Source organism: Herpetosiphon sp., from assembly GCF_003512625.1.
Lineage (GTDB): Bacteria > Chloroflexota > Chloroflexia > Chloroflexales > Herpetosiphonaceae > Herpetosiphon > Herpetosiphon aurantiacus.
In genome coordinates, this window is the sequence record NZ_DOPT01000035.1 from 45,656 (window position 1) to 66,502 (window position 20,847).

Sequence of the window (20,847 nt, forward strand, 5' to 3'; positions counted from 1 at the left end):
TGCTCCTCACGTATACAGGCGGTTCGGAGACGTGACGAGGGGAAAGTGCTTCGTCGCGCTTTTTGGCGATTATAAAGGCCATGCTGCACTTGCGTCAAGCCCAAGATTTTGCCGCCTCGGAGTAGATTCGGAGTAGATTCGGAGTGCTAGTCCCACTCTTTGACCCGCACATCGCCTACATTCTAGCTGATTGCAGAGCACGAAGGTGACATACTTGCAAGCATCGTAGGAGGATGTATGTCCGTAAACCGCCCCTATCGACGATTGATTCACGTTGGAATGCTCTTGAGCATGCTCTGGTCGCTCTTCCCAGCGAGCCAGCCAGCCACCGCCCAAACTGATCAGTCCAACAAAACGGTTGAGCAAGCGTTTGCTCCCGATACTGGCCTAACACGCGATCCGCAAACCCCGCGTTTAGCAACTGCGCTACCAAAAAAAGCCAGCAGCAGGGCTGATTTTATGCCTGTGGCGGCCCAAAACTTAAGCATTCAGCCGCAACTTAATCAGGTGGTCACTGCCCAACTTGATAGCGCCAAAACCACCGCCGTACAATTCGAGCAAGCGCCGTTGAGCTTGTTGGTTGAGGCCGATACCTTCGCGACCGCTACGCGCTTGGAGTTTCAAGCTCAAGCCTTGCCAAACTTGACCCAACAGCTCCAACGCAGCAGCAAAAGTGAAGGCTACCTGCGCGACCAAGCTGAGCAAGTTACGTTCTATCGCTTTAACATCGAAGCCCAAACCAACGATCAAGCTGCCAACTTCAAAAAACCAGTGCGCATGGTGCTCGATTTGCGCCAACTCATGCGCGATGTTCCCAGCAATTATCAACAATTTTATTTGGCCTACCAAGATCAAGCCGATCCCAACCACTGGATCGAAGTGCCAATTACCTTACACGATGCCAAGGGCTTGATTAGCGCCGATGTTGACCATTTTTCGACATGGGCAGCTGGCACACGGCCAGAGCGTTGGAATCCCAGCTGGGTTCCAGCAGCAGTTGCCAGTTTTAGCGGAGCAGCCACCTATGCCTACCCAATTGAAGGCCCAATGGGTCGTGGTGGCCTGCAACCAAAAGTCGAATTAAGCTACAACAGCCGGAGCCTTGATGGCCGGATTCGCGATGACACTGGTGCAGGCCCACTGGGCGATGCTTGGTCAATCAGCGATATTAGCATTGCACGGGTTGGGGTAAAAACTGAATTCGTTGCGGGCTTTCCATCCAACAAACATCCCGACAACTTCCGTTTGACGATCAACGGCGCTGGACATGAACTCTTCCCTGAGTTTCCCAGCCAAACTGCCACTGCCAGCAGCATGCGCTATTTTGCCAAAGATGCTCCAGGCTACTACATCAAACGGGTCTATAACACGGCCACCCCCAATACCGATGGAATATATTGGATTGTGGTAACGCCAACGGGTGTGACCTATCGTTTGGGTTATTATCCTCACGCCGAAGAACACCAAATTTGGGATATTGGCTATTGGAATGTGCAAGGCCATCAAGGCCGCCCCAATAACGAACGCTCAGCCTTGGCTTGGCATGTCGATACGGTCACCGATCGCGCTGGCAACCAGATGACCTATCAATATGTCAACTGGACAGTCACCGAGCCAATTGAGTGGTATCTCCAAGGCTCAAGCCATAAATCGACCTTGCAATTAACTACGTGGAAAAGCCGCATCGGCAGCATTAGCTACAATTACCCAAATCGGGTGACGGCCTTGCCAGTCAGCGATACCGTTGCTCAATTGAGCACTACTCCTGCCAGCCGCTTGGTATTTACCACCAAAACCCAATTTGCCTACCTGATCGACACAATTTATGTCTATCATGGCTCGTTGAGCACCCCAATTAAAGAATATCGGATTAACTTATCAGGCCATTTCGTTGATAGTCCGGCCTGTATGAACCAAGATACTCAGCCGAATATTCCGCGCTCAACTCATACTCGGGTGGTCAATGCGATTACGGTCGCTAGCGGGGTTGATGCCGACCCAACAACCGAAGATGGTTGGACTTTGCCCGCCACCAGCTTTACCTACGAAGCCAAACCACATTACAACAACAATTGTTTCTCTTTCTACTATCTCAAGAGCATGCGCAGCAATTATGGTGGTGAAATCAGCTTCAATTACGCCTCGGATAATCGTTGGATTGGCGATTATACCTACCTAGGCTATGATCGGTATGTTTGGCCAAGTTTGGGCCAAAGCTATTACGTGGTCGAAACTTTAGCCAACGACGGGCGTAATCCTGCCGTCAAAACCACCTACAGCTATAGCCAGCCCTGTTATGGCCAATGGTCAAGCAACGTTCCCGCAGGCGCAATCACTTGTGGCGCAAGCGATGCTCCCGAGTTTGGCACAATCACTGGCTTTGCCACGGTCAATCAACGCAGCTACGATTTTAACGGCACAACGCTGCTCAAACGCAACGAAACAATTTTCTCGCAAAATAGTGCTACCACCAGTGGCAAGCCCATGATTCAGCGCAATTTTGCTGGCGATGGAACGTTGTTGGATGCAACCCACAGCACCTACAACACCGATAGCCTGCATGGCTTGCCCAATATGTTCACCTATTTGAGCGAAGTTAAGAGCTATCAATATAGCAACGGCCTTGAAATTTCGACCAAGCGCACGTTTGGTTACGATGTGGCCAAACAAGCTGGCGTGCAATATGGCAACCTCACCGACACTTGGCTCTATGCTAGTGCTGCTGCAACGACACCTTACGAAAAACAAGTTACCTATTACACGCCCAACAATGGCCGAGCCACTGGAGGCCAAGCCTGGATGGTCAACGCGCCCACAGCCAGCGGTCGTTACGATCAACAAGGCACATTTTTAAACGGCACATGGATCTATTATGATGGGGCCACAACCAACGCTACTGCCCCAACCCAAGGCTTGGTCACCCGCAGCCGCCAAACTCGGCCTATTACTTGTGCTGAGATTCCAAATCCAAGCGGCTTGCCACAACCAGCTGACCCTAATTGTGTCCATGCCTTCCAAACCATCGATAGCGATATGACTTACGATAGCTTTGGCAACCCCAAAACGACCACAATCTACAGTGGCTTTGGCTATCGTTCGCTCAAAGCCAACTTTAGCGATTCGCTCGATTGGAAGCCCACCGAAACTGGCCAACCAAACCTGAGCCAAGTTGCCAGTTTGTGGTACGACAGCGATTACAATCTATATCCAGTCAAAACCACTAACGCATTAAATCAAGCTACAACCTACGAAATTTATGGTTTCCGCAACGATGCTGGCAACATCGCCGCCGTTGATGGCTTCCAAATTCAGACTGGCTTGCTCAAAAGTGTCACCAATCCCGATGCCACGATTGTACGCTACGAGTACGATCCATTTGGTCGCTTAGTCAATACTTTCGATAGCTATAGCTTCACGGGCTTTGGCGATAGCACCAAGTGGAACGGCAATCCAGTTATTCGCTACCGCTATTGGGATAATTATTGGAACGACAGCGCGGTTTTTGCCAATCCTGCTGCCAATCAACCATTCCTGATCAGCGATGAAAAGCGGCCTGGCAGCTATGCCAACCCCAGCAGCACTGGCAATTTCGCCTACAACGACCAAACCATGTACGATGGTTTTGGCCGCGCTATCCAAAGCCGCCATATTTGGGCCGATGTTGATGGCGAAGCCAAGCGCCAAGAAATTTATAGCACAACCGCCTACAATGCACTCGGACAGACAATCTGCCAAACTGCGCCGTTCAACCTGCCGTTCTACATCGATCGCGGTTTGGTTTGGCCAGCGTCACCCTTCGTCACCACGCCATGCAGCGATAGCAGTATGGCCAAAACCCTGACCAGCTACGATAATTTTGGGCGGGTCAAGCAAACCACTGCCGCCGATGGCAGCCTTAACAAAGCCAATTGGAGCTTAGTTAACAACATCACGGTTGCTGGCCAAAATCTCTTCTGGCAGCATCAACAAATTAATCCCAAGAACCAACTAGAAATGCGCTTGATCAACAATCAAGAACAGTTGGTCTTGCGGCGCGAATATCGCGGTACTGCCGATAGCCCAATCGTTTATAGCGATACCCAGTTCCAATACGATACCCTCGGCAATATCAACAAAATCAGCCGCCGCCAACCTAGCAACGCTGGCAACGGAGCGTTGATCGCACCCGAAGCAACCATGGTTTACAACGGCTTTGGCCATAAGTTGCAAATCAACGACCCCGATATGGGCACAATCAAGTATCGCTATAACGCCAATGCGCGAATTATTGAGCAACGCACGCTCAACGATAGTCTGCTTACGAACGATGACGATGTTGTGTGTTTCTATTTCGATGCGTTGCAGCGCAATACCAGCAAAAATACCACCAATGCTGGCGCTAATTGTTCTAACACGCCAATTTTGAACGGGGCGTTGTGGCTAGCCAACTCAAGCTACTACAGCAGTGGCGCAGGCAAAATCGGCAAACTCCAATCAGTTAAATGGAATCGTGATGGTAATGGCGCGGTTGATGGCGAAAGTTTCAACTACAATAGCCTTGGCTTGCTCACCAGCCATACGCGCACGCTCAATGGCGTAAGCTTTAGCATGCAATTTGGCGACTTCGATGCCCTCAATCGCGCCACCACAATCACCTATCCCGATGGCGAAGTCGCAACCATCACCCACGATTTAGAAGGCGAAAATAGCCTGAGTTTGGGCAGCCATGGTGCGTTGGTAAGCAATATCGAATACAACGCCCGTGGCCACATCAGTCTAATCGATCGTACAAATGGCGGGCATAACACGGTCTTTAATTATTATGGCGCAACTGGCACGGCCAACACAGGCAACAGCAATTTCCGCCTAGCTAGCATCAATCATCAACATAGCCTGTTGCCGAGCTATACCTACGAGTACGATCAAATCGGCAATATCAGCCTCCTCTACGAAAGTGGCTCGCTCTCGGGCAATACCTATTTCAATTATGATGAATTGGATCGTTTGACCAGCACCAGCGGCATTTACAGCCATATCTATGCTTATGACAAGCTGGGTAACTTAACCAACAATAATGGCATTGCTCAAACCTACAACGGCATAGGTACTCAGCCGCATGCGCTGCGTTCAACCAGCCAAGGCAATTTCTTCGAGTACGATCAAGCAGGCAATATGATCGTGCGCAACGATGCTAGCGGCCTGTATCAACAAGCCTTCGATGTTGAGCAACGCTTGTATGAAGTGATCGATCAACACGATCAAACCACGCGCTTCCGCTATGATCCCAGCGGCCAGCGCACTACCACCTTCGCCGCTGATGGCACAGTTACCTACGATCCTTTCCCGAATTATCAACGCACGACCGTCAGCAGCAGCAACTCAGCCGTGGATAGCCTCAACGCTGGAGTTCTGTGTAGCGATTACAACCCTGAAACAAAAAGCTATGGCGGCGCTGGCTATATTATGTACAGTGAAATCCCAGTCAAACAGCGCTTTGGCAATTTGCCAGCGGCCAACATCAGCGACCACTTCATCTGTGTGCGCAACAATACTGGCGTTTGGGAATACGATAACGATGCTGGCTTCTATGCATTCACTCCGATTGCCAGCGACTTGTTGGTCGCCAGTTTCAACTACAATGCAACCACAGTCAGCCCATATCTCAATCAATCAGGGGCGATTTATGGCCTGCGCTATGGCTATACCACCAGCAACCTAGCCTTCAGCAAAGATGTCTTTGGTGGAACCAACAATCCAGGCGAGTTCGAAATTGCTGGAACCCACTTCAAAACCAATGCCTTTGCCCAAAGCGTCGCCAACCATGGCTATGGTGTGGCTTGCCAAGAAGATGCAACTGGCACAGGCTACCTGATGTACAGCGCTGAATCGGTGCATAGCCGCTTCGCCGAGCAAGCGCCCGATATCAACAATGCTGCGCACTTCATCTGTGTACGCCACAACGGCCAAACCTGGCAATACGATAATAATTCGGCCTATTTCGCCTTTACTCCACGCCAAAGCGACCGCTTGATCGGCGCAATCGATTTCAGCAACGATAGCTACACCAGCTATGTCGGCCAAACTGGCACGATCTTGGGCATGCAAAAAGGCCTAAGCAGCAGCAACTTAACCATCACGGTCAATCAATGGAATGGCGAGAGCAACCCAGGCGAATTTGGGATTGCTGGCTTGAATTTCACGCCGCAAGCCTACGAAGTAACGATCACATCGGCAGGCATGGGCATCAATTGTTTGGATACCGCGACAGGCACTGGCTATATCATGCACAGTCGCCAAGCCCTGAACCAACGCTTTAGCCAATCGATCCCAGCGCAACTTGCCAGCAAACACTTTGTTTGTGTGCGCTATAACAGCACGCTCAGCACTTGGCAATACGATGATGGCAGCAATTACTATGGCTTCACGCCACGCGCAAGCGACACCTTGGTTGCCAGCGTCAACTTCAGCACCGACCAAGTAACGAGCCTCGCGGGAGCAAGCGACAGCGAATTTGGCATAACCAAAGGCTTTGTCAGCGGTATTAGCATCGTCGCCAATCAATGGGGCGGCAATAGCAATGCTGGTGAGTTTCAAGTTATTGGCAACAATTTAACCACGCATACGATTGATATCGGCAGCAAAACTGTGGCAATCGCTGGCACGCCAATCGCTACCCGCCGCAAACATAGTGTCGCCACAAGCTTGGTTGATCAATCATTAGTGTTTGTGTATGTCGATAAGCTCGGCAGCGCCAACACTTTGATGGATCAAACGGGCACAGCGATTTTGAATAATGTACGCTATCTGCCATTTGGCGAGGAACGCCTAGGCCTCAACTCAGCCTATAGCGATCGCGGCTTTACTGGCCATCAAGAGAATCGTGAGCTTGGCCTAACCTATATGAATGCCCGCTTCTATCTGCCAAGCACTGGCCGCTTTATCAGTGCCGACAGCATGATTCCTGAGCCGAGTAATCCCCAAAGTTTCAATCGCTATAGCTATGTCTACAACAACCCAATCAACGCGACTGATCCTTCGGGTCACTTGCCAGGTGATGATGAACCTGAAATTCCAAATCCGTTCCCTGAATCGAATCCAATCCCTAATATGGAGTACAGCGCCTATAGAAAATGGCTTAACTTCTGGCAAGCCTATACCGACAACGATAATCCCTACATCATGATTAAACAAGGAGATCAACTTGTTGAAAGCTCAGTTGCAATCAAAGCGGGGTCTGTCAGTCTAAGCCCAGATAGCGTTAGTGTTGCTGGAAATTGGGGATTGGTAGGTGCTGAAGTATCAATGCCAGGAGCATATAAGAAAGGTGAAGGCGATAATTTCTTAGAAACACTGTGGGAAGGAACATCAGCAAAAATATTAATAGGTCCACAGATCGACTTAATTGTTGTCGAAGTGATGCCTTTAGCATTGGGGATCGATCCATTTACTGGTAATATTACCCTCGAAACAAGCGCAGGAATTGGACTAGTCGAGGGAAGTACTACAATCAATCCGTTTGCCAAAACAGATGCGATCTATGTTTTGCAAATCAGCGATGAATTGCATGATAAGCTGATGGGTCGAGATCCATGTGCCTTGAGTGTTTCGTTCCAAGATCAACAAGCAGCTTGGACGGAATTAATCAATGTAGTCAACAGCTATGGGTTTAATGGCACTGACCCTCGCTGGACACTCCATTCAATTCCAAATTACGTCTACAATGGCGAGGAAAACACACCCTGATCAATCATTAAACCTCTTAGTAGGCCGTCGATCAAGTTTAATCGACGGCCTTTTTTAATGCTTATTCTGGAATAATTCCATGAGCTCGTTCAAAGGCAATCCGTAAGCTGCCAATTTGGCTGCGATGTTCAGCCTCGTGCTGACAGAGATGATGCAACACCCATTCAGGCGTAACTGCATAGGCCGCCAATTCGCGCACCCGTCGAAAATCGGCTAAATCCATGTGATTAAATGTAGCTAAAAGTAATTCGCGCACCTGCTCAAGGCGAGCACAATGTTGGACTAAATCTTGACCTAAAACGGGAGTTAACAAGCCTTGTTTGGTTCGATGGGGATAGGGCAACAAACTTGCGGCTGGCTCAGGATAGGCATCCAAGCCCAGCACTTCATCATATAACCAATCAGCTTCAATCAAGGCAATGTGATACAGCACACTGCCAATCGTGCTATCGCCATGATCTGGTTGCCAATCGATCATGGCCTCGCTGAGTTTGGCAATTTCCTCGTTCGTGCGCCGCCGAGCATCTTGCAAGGCCCACAGCCACCCGCCAATTTCGGCCACCGAATGGGTTGATTCAACAATTTTTTGTTCGCGCAAAGGCGTTCTCCTTAAATAATCATGAACCCAAGTATGCGTAGCCCACGCCTGATTGTCGTCGTTCCTCAGCCCGATCAATCCTCAGCCTTTTGAGTAGATTTGACAATTTGAATTCCCATGCTACATTATGACCAATCAGTCATAAATTATGACCGAATAGTCATCAAATAAATATGGTGATTCATGGAACCAAAAACAGCTCCAACCACGCTCTCGATGCGTTCGTTACGTGAACGCCAGCGTGAAGAACGCGCCGCACTGATTCTTGAGGCAGCTCAGCAGATTTTTAGCGAAAAAGGCTATGTCGAGGCCTCAATCGACGAGATTGCCGCTCGCACAGGTATTGCCAAGGGCACTGTTTATTTACATTTTGCCAGCAAGGAAGAGTTGGTGGTGGCCTTGTTCGAGCAACAGTTCAAGCAATTTTTGCAGCAAATTGAGCATATTCTCAGTGAAGCCATGCCAATGCGTCTGCGGCTTGAACACTTGCTGCTCGATGTCTATACCCGCATTCAGGCTCAAGGCAACCAAGTGCTGATCGATCTCAACCCACGGCTGGGATTAACCACCAGCCTGATCAACAAACGGCCTGATCTTGCGGCCTACAGCACCCAAGCCATGGAATTGATCAGTGGATTGATCAGCGAAGGCCAAACCAATGGCGAGCTTGATCCCAAGGTACCAAGCATGGTGATGGTGGCAACCTTGGTCAATATGCTCTCGCCCAACAGCTACGAACGCCTGCTGGCCAGCGGTCTGATCACGCCAGCCGAACTAGCGGGCTATCTCAGTCGAAGCTTTTTCCCCAAACCTTAAATCATCGCTGCTAGCATAGGAGTTTTAGATATGACGCTTGCTGTTCGTTCGCTGCCGCATCGGCGCAGCCGTTTTGCGCTCGATATTGCGCTCGAAGTTAAACGCCAAGGCACATTACAATTTTTTGAATCGACGTGGCGACGCTATGGCGACCTTGCCCACCTGCAACTTGGCTCAAAAGATATGTTTTTGGTGGTGCATCCTGATCACGTTCGGCGGGTGATGGTCGAGCAGCGTGACACTTATTCAAAAAAGGCTAGCTATGAAGGTGTGCGCAAATTATTGTTAGGCGATGGCTTGGTAGCCAGCACTGGCAGCCTTTGGCGGCGGCAGCGCAAATTGATGGCTCCATTTTTCACGCCACGGGCAATTGAAACCTATTTACCAATTATTGTTGAGGATGGGGCATGGTTTCGCGAACGTTGGAGCGCTGCTGCCAAACAGGGCGAACCACTCGATATTCTGACCGAAATGTCGGTGCTCACAGCGTCGATCATCTTAAAAAGTATGTTTAGCCTTGAGGCCGATGACACGATTGCTTGGGTCAAACATGCGGTCGAAACGATGATTGGCTTTGCCTCAAGCCGCCAGATGAACCCACTGCATGCGCCACTCTGGATGCCAACGCCCAAAAATCGGGCTTATTTGGAAGCTCGCAACCGGGTTAATCAGTATATTCAGGGCATTATCGCCGAGCGCCAACGCCAAGCGCCGGATGAATGGCCTAACGATTTGCTAACCCGCATGATGCAGGCTCGCGACGAAGAAACAGGCGAACCAATGTCTACAGTTTTGTTGCGTGATGAGGCAATTACGGTCTTTTTTGCTGGCCACGAAACCACCGCCCGCACGCTATCATTCTTGTGGTATGCCTTGGCCAACAATCCCGACGTTGCCGAACGCATGCAGGCCGAAATCGATAGTGTGTTAGGCGATGCTGCACCAACTCTCGATCATCTCAAACAACTGCCTTATACCTTGCAAGTAATCAAAGAAACCTTGCGACTTTACCCCGCCGCCCCGATGTATGCCCGTGATGCGGTTGCTAGTGATGAATTTGCAGGCATTAAGGTTCCAGTTGGCTCACGGATGACGATCATGCCCTATCTTACCCATCGCCACCCTGATTTTTGGGATAAGCCGTTGCGCTTTGATCCTGATCGTTGGTTGCCAGAACGCGAAGCCCTGCGCCACCCCTTTGCCTATCACCCATTTGCGGCTGGGCAGCGGATTTGCATCGGCAATAATTTTTCGTTGTTTGAATCGCATGTGGTGGTTGCGATGCTGGCCCGCCATTTTGCCCTGCGCACCGTGCCAAATCACACGCCGCAAGTCTGGATGGATGGCACACTTGGCTCGCGCAATGGCTTGCCAATGTTCATCACCCAGCGCTAAAAATCTCTCACCCTAGCCCCTCTCCTGTTTCGCGGGAGAGGGGTTTTTGTTTTAATTATTATAAGATTTGCAAAATTGCTGGCAAATTCCGTGCGCAAAATTCAAAATGGACATCCTGTGTCCGCACGATCATGTATACTTGAAAACAACGATCACAGCAGAACTTTGCAGCCTCTAGTAATGCTATTGCGTCAAAGGAGGTCGAATGGATGCGGAATCAACAACCTATGCTGAAGGAGACCCACCCACGGAAGATTCAAGCCAGCTTGATCCGGAGTTTTTAGATTTATTGCTCGGTAAAGCACCCAACGAGGAAGAAATCTTCGAGCGCTATCGCAAACATATACTCAATGATGGGTTACTTTGCTACAAAAAGACCATTCAGTTTAGCATGACCGAAGGCGGTAAAGCTGGCGAATCGCTATATAGCCATATCTTGAACGGCATCTTAGTTCTCCAAGATTTACGCTCAATCGTACACCTAACCGACGAAGAAACCAAGGTATTGTTTACAGCCTTTACAATCCACGATATCAACAAAGTCCAACCCACCGAACAACGCCAGAGCTATCTCGACCTAACCAAACCAAATATTGTCGCTAATGAAATGAGCAAGGTCAAACTCGATGTATTTTTCGATGGCTATGAACCATATCTCAACGATATTATCAGCTTAATGCAACGCCATTCAGGCCATAATTGGACAGGCGTGCAAGCACTAAACTTGAAAAATCAGCCTAAATTTAAATTGCCAATGGAGCGACTTGATCAACTGGTGCTGTTGATGCGGGCAGCTGATGGCATCGATCTATCACACACGCTCGAAGAACAACGCCACAAAGAGCAATTTCTACATTCGATCAACACATTCAGCCCCCAACAATATGCTTTTTGGCGACATCGGGTAGCCGAGCAGCGTGGCAATCTGACCAACATTATTCATAATGCTGTGGCTGCCGAATTAAGTGAACGCTTTGGGTTAGTGCCACTGTTGTATTACCCCGATGGAGTAGCCTATCTTAAACTTAAAGCGACGAGCCTTCAGCCTGAGCCAAATCTCTATCCTGCCATTGCCGCACGCGTAGCCAATACAATCAACAGCATGACCAGCGCCGGCTTTCGTGAGTTTATTCGGGCAATCAATATGGGGATTACGGTTGATCGCAAATGCTTAGAACTTAATCTCCCATTTGCCCAAATTCTCGCAGCGATTGACACCATCATTCAGCGCCGCACGGTTAAGGATGATAAGTTGCAAGCCCTCAGCCAAGCGTCGATCAAACGCACCCGTGATCTGCTGGCTAAACGGCAAGCCAAAACTGCCAATTCAAACGATCAACGAGCAATCAATCAAGCCATTGAAGTTATGTTAGAACGCGGCCCCGTGCCGCAAACCAATAGCCAGATGAAGGTCGGCGAGCTTATTCGTACCTACTATATTTTCCTGATCGAGCATTTCGAGCAAGCAATTCCTGACGCTTGGCAGCATATTTACCAATTGCTAGAGCTACCAGCCGAGCGCTGGGCGATTTACGATGGCTTCGATGCTCGTATGGATCGAGCGTATGCAATTGCTACCGAGATTTCATTAACCGCTGATCAGATTTACCAACGCATTGAAGCTGATGGCGGCAGTTTGATCAACACCCAAACCACGCTTGACCCACGACTCCCAACGATCGAAGCGTATTTGAAGCATGTATTGGTGTTCGATGGTCAAGCACGAGCCGCTGGTGATTTCGCCAGCAGCCTACCCAATTATGTGCGTCAAAACTCCAAACAATGTGTCCAATGCAGCCTGCCTATGCCCACCCAAAAATGGGGTTCGGCCAATGTTCGCTCCGATATCAAAATTCAAATGTTCTCAAATCGGCTGACAGGTGGTCCAGGCGAACCAGTTAAGCATATTTGCGAGGTTTGCTTAATTCAATATTTGGTCGAAAAGCTCAATTATCGCGAGGTCAGTGGCGAACGGACGATCTATTTACACATGTTTCCCTACTCGTTTTTGCCAGCCCCACTGCTTGAAGGGCTACGTGCCACCTTCCGCAGTTTACTCAGCGAGGATAGCATCACCGGAGCGGTGCGCTTGGCGGATGTAAGCAACAGCATGTTGCAGCGCACCCCAACTCTGCGCTTTACGACCCGCACCAAGGCCAATAAACCTCAGCCCTATGGTTTGTATAGCCCGCGCTACAGCGAAACCCTCGGCGGGTTAATCACCTTACCACTGAATCCTGCTGGCGATACCGATACTGAGCGGTTTCTGTTTGCGTTGCAACATGCCTTATTATTGCACCAGCATTTTGGCTGCAAAGTATTGCTAAGCAATGCTGCCGTACCACCGCTCGATAAAACCGCATTTAGCGACCTATATATCGATTTGACTCCGTTGCAAGCCCGTGGTTTCGTGCGCCAAAACGATTACGAGCATTTTAAACAAGGAACCAAAGAGTCAGGGAGCCTAGCCAAACTCTGGGATCAACTCGATTGGTTGTATCAAATTCGTGAAGTTGTGGCGATGGCCAATGCCGATCCAGTTGTCGATTTTATCGGGGCAATGGCTGATCATCCATTGCGTATTTTTTACTTGGCAGAGAAATATGCCGAGGCCAAAGCTGGGCATCAAGCTTCAAGCTGGTTGATTCATACGATGTTCAATCCAGTTCAACAGTTAGCCCTTAGTATGGGAGATCGATCAATGGAACAACTTGATTTCTGTCTCAATCGGCTGGCCGAAATTGCTCGCCACGGCAATTTGCGCGGCTCTTCGTGGAAGAAGAGTTCAATGATTACCGCCTTAGATGAAGTATTACGTAAAGTCAATTTACAAAGCGAGGAGTTAACCCCAGCGGTCTTGCAAGCTGCGGCCATCGAAGACATGTTCCAGCATATTCAACGCACCCGCAATTTACGCGGCTTTAGCGGTGGCAAGAAGCTTCGCGCAGCCTGCGAAGAGTTTGTGCAAGTGTTTTTCAACGATATTTACTATGGGGTATATGCGGGCAAACCAGCCCGTTTGCTCAACCACGAAAAAGTGTTGCGCTCAGCTTATCATTTTTATGTGCAGCAACACTTCCGTGCCAAACCACTCAGCCCCGAAGAAGCCCAAGCCGAAGGTCTCAACGATGATGGCGATGTAACTGAATAATTATTGCAATTAATTAAAGGAGTACCTCAATGAGCATTTTGAATACCTACCAAAACTATTTGATGGATCAATACAATCCCTATCCTCATGGCCGTTTCGTCAGCTTGTTTATTGTACGACATGTCGAATCCGAGGCCATGTTCCGCACCGAAGGCAGCGGCGAACCACTCAATCGCGAGTTTGTATTTGCTGGCAAGCAAGGCGGCGATAATCAACTTATTCAACGGGTCGTTATTAGCAAACGCAAACAAATTGCCGTCGAACGGCGCATGGGTCGCGAGCTACTGCGCGAATATGCACTTTTGCAAAAAACAGCCAAAGGTGAGGGAATTTGCTCGCTCAATACCAACAATCCTTGCGAACGCTGTATCGATTGTATGGTGTATGGCTATGCTGCGGGTGGCGGCGGAGCACAACGCTCACGGGTGATTACCGACGACGCATTTAGTCTCCATTCAGCAGCAACCATTATTGGCACACGCCAATTCAATGCCTTGTTTGATAACAGCACCATGCGCAACCCCGAAACTGGCGAGCCATCAACCAGCATTGGCACCGATGAATATGTCAAGCCCGAAAGTGTCTTTCTCGATATCGAAACCCTCAAAGATGTGACCGCCGATGAATTTCGCTATATCGTGGGCAACATTTTGCGCTCAAGTCGCTATGGGGCAATCTCTTCACGGATTGGTAAAACCCGCAATAATTTGATTGGCGTGGCTTGGAGCAATTGCGAGTTGTTCTCTAACCTTGAGTGGGTTCAAGAAACCTATGAATTATTGCGCGAAGACCAGCATGAACCATCGTTTCCCCTTCACACCAGTGCTGTTGCCAAAGCTGCTCAAAGCGCCATGCAAACCCTGCGCCAACGGGTGATTGGTCAAGTTAACTGGCTCAACTCCGATGAACTTGGCAATTTGGTCGATGAACTGGGACAACTCTATGCCAACCCCGAACAACTCAAGGCAATGCTCAGCCGCTTGGCCACCAGTTATCCGATGACCCAGAAAAAAGGAAAATAACTATGGCGCAGATTTATCGCTGTCGGCTGGTGTTACTAGAACCTACCTTCTTCAGCACCCGCGAAATTAGCAATTTGTATCAAACTGAAGCCTTTATTGGCCATATTGCCCTCGCTTATGCCTTAGGTTTAGCGCCCAGTCGCTATGCCAACGATGGCAAAACAATCTACTATCAACAGGATTTGGCAGCGTTAAATCAGGCAGGTGTCTACTTGACACCTGCCACGATTACGAGCCAAGCCCGTTTTAGCCTTGGCCAATTCAATGCTCAAGCCGAAAGCTATTGGTTTGCAATGGGTAATAACGCAATTATTACCGCACCAGAAGGCACTTGGGCCGAACGGAATGGCAGCTCATGGTATATCAACGATGGGGTCAGCACCCCAAAAAAAGTACGGGTTGAAAATCGCCCACAATTTGGCCGAATTCGCGCCCTAGCCATTGGCACAACCGCCGAATTTTATGCGATTAGCCAGCATGAATTAAGCTTGCCCAGCTATTTGCGGCTTGGCAAATGGATGAGCAAAGCATCGCTAGCAAGCCAAGCAGTCGCGATTAGCGGCGAAAGTGATGGTGGAGTAATTCCATTTCTGCTGGCTGGAGCCGATCTTAGCCCAGATTGTAGATTGTTGGCGTTTGATGTGTTACATGTGCCGCCAACGCCCTTAATTCGCCATAGCCATGTGCAAGGGCCATGCTATCAACTCGACGAGAAAATCTTGCTCCCCAAAGATATGGCCTTTAATCTGGAGGCATTTAAATGATCACAATTCAATTAACCGGCCATAAGGAAAAACTCGCGCCGCCGAATACCATCCCAAACTATCGCGCAGCAGCACCATTGCTCTATCATCAAGTGCGCACGTACCAAGCACTTGAGCAAGCGCCCTTGGTAATGAATACCTATGCAACTGGCACGGGCAAAACCACCGCTGCCTCATTACGCTTGCTCCACCCTGATCAACAAAAGCGCAATACATTAATTATTGCGCCAACCAACGCGCTGATTGAGCAGCATTGTGCCGATGCCCAAGCATTTATCGATGACAACCAGCTTGCCATGCGCACCCTGCCCATAAATGCTGCGACAATCCGCGATATCACCAGCGAAACTCGGCGGGGCGAAATTTTGCAGCGTTTAATTGCCAACCCGCTAACCTTTGCTGAGGCACTAGGGCTGCCTAACGATGCGGAAAAGCTACCATTCGTGGCGGTCACCAACCCCGATATTTTCTACTTGGCGCTCTACTTTCGCTATGGCCCCCTCGATCAACGTAATGTCTGGGAGAAATTCATCCGTCAATTTCACTATATTGTGATTGATGAATTTCACTATTACGATAACAAGCAATTTAGCAACTTCTTGTTCTTCTTTAATCTCTGGAAAGAATGGGGCTACTTTGAGGCTGGCTATAAAATTTGCCTGCTCTCGGCAACTCCCCGTGACGCAGTTTATCGCTACTTGAACCAAGTGTTTGGGGCTGATGGCTGGCAACGAGTCGGTCCCGACAACGAACCTGAATCCAGCTCCGCTTTGCCGCCGACCCCAACTTTAGCCCCATTAACCATGCATATTCACAATGACAATCTAGAGGAATGGCTGCAAACACAAAGCCAGATCGTCGCCGATTGGCAGGCGAACGCGCTTGATAGCGTGATTATTAGCAGTAGTCTTGGCAAAATCAATCGGATTCACGCAACATTACGTCAACTCAATCCAATTCGCATCACTGGGCCAGAGCCACCCGAACATCGACGTTTGGTGCGGCCAGTGATTTTGGCTACACCGACGGTTGATATTGGCTACAACTTTGGTCGGCCCGGCAAGCAACGTCAAAGTATCGATCGGCTGATTTGCGATGCAAAATTTGGCGACGAACTAACCCAACGCATCGGGCGGGCTGGGCGGGTTTTGGGGCGCGAGCAAACCGATATCCCTGGCGAGGCCCATATTTTTATTAGCGAAGATGCCTTTGGTGAATTAAAACAGTGGGATACCCAAACGCTCAATCGTGCTGAATGGGCCAGCATCATTCACCAACTTGAACATCTGCCAGCCAAACATCAACTTGAAGGCTATATTCGCCAATATGCCCTGCTCGAAACGTTTTATCCATTGCTCAAATTGCAACAACTAACCCCCAAAGACGACCCTGATCAAGAGGCGTTATTTAATGCGATGCGCGATATTTTCGCTCCCAATAGCCAACGCACAATTGGCAGTTTACGCCACTTCTATCGGGTTTATGAGGAGCGCGAACAATGGCTCAGGCTCTCGGAAAGTGCCAAATGGGCCGATCGAGGGGCAGTTGCCAAACATTTTGCCGCCCAACTTTCATGGCTTGCCTCGACCAAAGATCGGCAACAGGAAATCAAGCCAGAACAAGTACGCGGTATTCTCGATCAACGCTTGATTGGCCATAGCACACCGCAAAATGCTCTGATCGATTTTATCGAATCGCAAGTTGTGATGACCAAAGCGCTCTTCAACTTTCGCGAGGCTTGGCAAGGCCCAAAGGCCGCAATTTACGACCCCAATCAGTTACTTTCAAGCCAAACATTAACCTATTTTGATTTATTTCACGCTTTTTGTCATTTTGATGTGACAATCTATCCATCCAAAACCAAATTTGAGCAAGACGCTGGGTCAAGCGAATCAGCCGACGTGTATTTGCGCATCAACCAACTCCGCCCAACCCCGCTGGGCCTCGCCTTCGAGCATCCAAACACCGATCAACTTGATCAAACGACCTTCGATGATCGCTATTGCAACACGATTATTGGCATTAAAGGCCTATTGCTCAGCGCCTACGAATACGGCTCACGAGCAACCGTGCCAATCCCAACTGAAATTCGCAATACCGTTAAAAGCAACGCCATCCCTTGTCTGATTGTTGATCAAGCAAGCACCAATGCATTAATTCGGGTACTTCAGGGCAGCCCAATCTATCGTCAAGTATTAAAAGTCGATTTTGGCGGGTTATTCGAGGAATATACGATGGTAACCGGAACCGCCGCCTTCCATGTGATTCCTGAACTTAAACGCCACTTTTTGATGCGCCAAAAACGGGTCAACGATCAGCCAATATTTTTATAAGAGGAACGATCATGCTTGCCCAGCCCGAACTTATTGCCTGCGTACTTGAATTAACTGCAACTCATGGCACCCAACTTGAGCGCACCCAAGGCCATCGTGCTCATGCGCTATTTCTCCATCTGATGCAAGAGAGTGATCCGGTGTTGGCAGAGCAATTACATGCTGCCAGCCAAACCAAGCCTTGGACGGTTACGCCACTGCCGCAACAAGCGCGGCGCTTACACAATGGTGAAACCTACCCGCTGCGGATTGCCTTTTTGCAGGCAAGCTTGTATTGGCCGTTTGCCCAAACCTTTCTCCAACGACCAAACCGTCAGCTGCGGCTTGGCAGCAGCAACTTCAATCTGCAGGCAATTCACACCACCAAACAGCATAGCCCATGGGCTGGGGTAAGTTCATGGCAAAGCTTGATCGATCAAGCCCAACCTACCGATGAAATTAGCTTGTGGTTTGCTACCCCAACCTGCTTCAAACTGGGTCGCGATCGTCAGGGCAAGCAGCGGGTTGGGCTGATTCCCGATGGGCAAAGTGTATTTCAATCATTGCTACGCCGCTGGAATGCCTTTGCCCCGACCCCATTGGCTAGCCCTGAGCAGATTGAACAGCTCGATATTCAAATTAAACGCTATCAACTCCGCACCGAAATGTTGCATGCCCAAGATAAACAACTTGGCTTTATGGGCAAAGTGAGCTACAAACTCGATGGCGATGCCCATGAGCGCCGAATTTTGGCAACCCTCGCTGATGCCGCACTCTACCTTGGAATCGGAGCTAAAACCACCCAAGGTATGGGGCTAGTTCAGCGCATATCAACCCAACAACCGGAGCAAGCATGAATGAATTTGAGCCAGATTATATACCGATTTCCATGCTAAACGCTTTAGCCTATTGCCCACGCCGCTTTGGCTACGAATATCTCCAAGCCGAGATGTTGATTAATGAATTTGTTGCTGATGGCCAGATTTTGCATAGTAGTGTTGATGCAGGGGGCCGAACGTGGATCGCTGGGGAAGTGCAAGAACGCTCAGTCTATGTTTGGAGCCAACGCTGGCGCATCACTGGCATCGTCGATCTGCTCGAAAGCGATCGGGGCGAATTCTGTCCAGTGGAATATAAACGGGGCAAACTCGCCCAGCGACGCAATGATCATGTGCAGTTATGTGCCCAAGCCTTATGTTTAGAAGAGATGTTTGGCTGTGAGGTTAACCAAGGCTTTATTTTTTCGTGGGCCAATCGGCGGCGCGAGCAAGTTGCCTTTGATCCTGAACTACGCCAAAAAACCATTGCGATCATTGAGCAAGCCCATGCAATCTGTCAGCGTGGTGAATTACCAGCCCCAACCAGCCAAAAGGGCAAATGTCGTGATTGCAGTCTAAAACCATTATGTTTACCCGATGAAGTGGCGTATCTCACGACCCATCCACATTTAACCATCGATGCTATCGATTAAAAGGAGTGCCAATGCAAACACTCTACCTTTCGGAGCAATATAGCATTGTCAAACGCGAAGGCGAGGCCTTGCGCGTCGAGATTCCCGAAGATCAACAACTTGGTCGCCAACGTCAGGTTGTGCGAGTACCATTAAACGTGATTGAGCGGGTGGTAGTGCAGGGCGAAATCACCCTAACTGCCTCGGCATTAGCCTGCTTATTGGAGCGACGCATTTGCACCCATTTTTTGAGCTACAGCGGACGTTCCCAAGGAGCACTAACGCCTGATCCGACGCGTAATGCAAGCCTGCGTTTAGCTCAATATGCCGCGCATACCAGCATCCAACATCGATTTAGCCTTGCACGAACCTTTGTCGATGGGAAATTGCGCAATTTACGCACCCAAATTTTGCGTTTCAATCGTTCGCAGCGTGAGCCAACTCTGACCCAAGCGATCGAGCGTTTACGCGATGCCCATCGCGATCTCCATGGATTAAGCATTCCAGAGTATGTTGACCCGCTTGATCGCATGCATGGAATGGGCCAGATTTTGGGCTGCGAAGGGCAAGGAAGCGCCGCCTACTGGGATTGTTGGGGAATGTTGCTCAATCAGCCGTGGGAGTGGCATGGCCGTCGTCGTCGCCCACCGCCTGATCCAGTCAATGCCCTGTTATCGTATGGCTACGTGATTCTGACCAGTCAAGTTTTGAGCCAATTAGCGATTGTGGGCTTTGATCCCTACATCGGCTTTTTGCATCAATCGAGTTTTGGCAAACCAGCCTTAGCACTTGATCTCATGGAAGAATTTCGCCCAGTGATCGTTGATTCAGTAGTTTTGACCGTGCTTAACACCAAAATTCTGAACCAGCAGCATTTTCAACGTGAGCCTGGGAGCGTGCAACTAAGCAAAGAAGGCCGTAAACTCTTTCTGACCAAGCTCGAAGAACGCTTCAGTAGTGAAATCCAACACCCAATTTTTGGCTATCGGGTGAGCTATCGACGCTGCATCGAACTCCAAGCGCGGCTGCTTGCCAAAGCCCTGATGGGCGAGATTCAGCACTATATTCCATTTCTCGTGAGGTGAGCAATGTCTGATAGCACCCTCTACATTATTGCCTACGACATACCCAACGACAAACGCCGTACCAAAGTTCACAAACTGTTGTGTGGATATGGCTACTGGACGCAGTATTCATTATTTGAATGTTGGCTAACCAAGCGCCATTTGGTAGAATTACGAGCGAAAATCAATCGACTGGTTGACGCATCGCTTGACACAATTCGGCTCTATCGTGTGTGTGGCGCATGTGTCGAACAAGCGATCACAATTGGTAGCCCTGAGCCTCGCGAAGCAGTCACAATTATTATTTAGCCCAAAATCGATCGAGCAGCACAGCCCATGCATGCGTTAGCCTGCGCTGCTCGATCTGACAATGTATAGAAGATATTATTGATAATAAAGGCCAAAACAATATATATTTGTAAAGTGTTTTTACACACCATGTGCCCTTGCGCAGAGCAAAAATCTATCCCAACAGCTGCCGCTCGATCTTTAGCCGTTTTAGTGTGTTATAATGCGCCCAGATTTGGGGGACGGTTCCATAAATAAAGAATCC

General features: G+C 49.3%; 12 protein-coding genes. 11 read left to right on the plus strand and 1 reads right to left on the minus strand.

Annotated elements, in window-relative coordinates; translation table 11 throughout:
* Window positions 1–237 precede the first annotated feature (237 nt).
* A complete protein-coding gene (locus DEF47_RS08570) occupies window positions 238–7,722 on the plus strand; it encodes an RHS repeat-associated core domain-containing protein (protein WP_012189767.1) in 7,485 nt (2,494 codons plus the stop codon).
* A gap of 61 nt (window positions 7,723–7,783) precedes the next feature.
* Here DEF47_RS08570 and DEF47_RS08575 read toward each other — a convergent pair whose 3' ends face one another.
* Window positions 7,784–8,320 (minus strand): DinB family protein, encoded by a 537-nt coding sequence (locus tag DEF47_RS08575; RefSeq protein ID WP_012189768.1) that lies wholly within the window; start codon window positions 8,318–8,320, stop codon window positions 7,784–7,786.
* Window positions 8,321–8,503: 183 nt separating this feature from the next.
* Between DEF47_RS08575 and DEF47_RS08580 the strand changes: the two genes are divergently transcribed.
* From DEF47_RS08580 to cas2, 10 genes are all read left to right on the plus strand, one after another.
* Complete coding sequence (locus DEF47_RS08580; protein ID WP_012189769.1) at window positions 8,504–9,136, plus strand: TetR/AcrR family transcriptional regulator; 633 nt, start codon at window positions 8,504–8,506, stop codon at window positions 9,134–9,136.
* Window positions 9,137–9,166: 30 nt separating this feature from the next.
* Complete coding sequence (locus DEF47_RS08585) at window positions 9,167–10,531, plus strand: cytochrome P450 (protein WP_012189770.1); 1,365 nt, start codon at window positions 9,167–9,169, stop codon at window positions 10,529–10,531.
* Window positions 10,532–10,736: 205 nt separating this feature from the next.
* Window positions 10,737–13,682 (plus strand): type I-D CRISPR-associated protein Cas10d/Csc3, encoded by a 2,946-nt coding sequence (gene cas10d / locus DEF47_RS08590; RefSeq protein ID WP_012189771.1) that lies wholly within the window; start codon window positions 10,737–10,739, stop codon window positions 13,680–13,682.
* Between the two features lie 29 nt (window positions 13,683–13,711).
* Window positions 13,712–14,704: a type I-D CRISPR-associated protein Cas7/Csc2 gene (gene cas7d / locus DEF47_RS08595; RefSeq protein ID WP_012189772.1), complete on the plus strand. Its 993-nt coding sequence runs from the start codon at window positions 13,712–13,714 to the stop codon at window positions 14,702–14,704.
* 2 nt (window positions 14,705–14,706) lie between these two features.
* Window positions 14,707–15,468: a type I-D CRISPR-associated protein Cas5/Csc1 gene (cas5d, locus tag DEF47_RS08600; RefSeq protein WP_012189773.1), complete on the plus strand. Its 762-nt coding sequence runs from the start codon at window positions 14,707–14,709 to the stop codon at window positions 15,466–15,468.
* Entirely contained in the window at window positions 15,465–17,801 is a 2,337-nt protein-coding gene (gene cas3 / locus DEF47_RS08605; RefSeq protein ID WP_012189774.1) for a type I-D CRISPR-associated helicase Cas3', read from the plus strand. Before cas5d ends, cas3 begins: the two co-directional genes overlap by 4 nt.
* 11 nt (window positions 17,802–17,812) lie before the next feature.
* Complete coding sequence (gene cas6 / locus DEF47_RS08610; protein ID WP_012189775.1) at window positions 17,813–18,637, plus strand: CRISPR-associated endoribonuclease Cas6; 825 nt, start codon at window positions 17,813–17,815, stop codon at window positions 18,635–18,637.
* A complete protein-coding gene (cas4, locus tag DEF47_RS08615) occupies window positions 18,634–19,251 on the plus strand; it encodes a CRISPR-associated protein Cas4 (RefSeq protein WP_012189776.1) in 618 nt (205 codons plus the stop codon). Before cas6 ends, cas4 begins: the two co-directional genes overlap by 4 nt.
* A gap of 11 nt (window positions 19,252–19,262) precedes the next feature.
* On the plus strand, window positions 19,263–20,315 hold the full coding sequence (gene cas1d, locus DEF47_RS08620) for a type I-D CRISPR-associated endonuclease Cas1d (protein WP_012189777.1): 1,053 nt from the start codon (window positions 19,263–19,265) through the stop codon (window positions 20,313–20,315).
* Window positions 20,316–20,318: 3 nt separating this feature from the next.
* The gene (gene cas2, locus DEF47_RS08625) at window positions 20,319–20,603 is read left to right on the plus strand and encodes a CRISPR-associated endonuclease Cas2 (protein ID WP_012189778.1); all 285 of its coding nucleotides are present in this window, start codon (window positions 20,319–20,321) and stop codon (window positions 20,601–20,603) included.
* Window positions 20,604–20,847 lie beyond the last annotated feature (244 nt).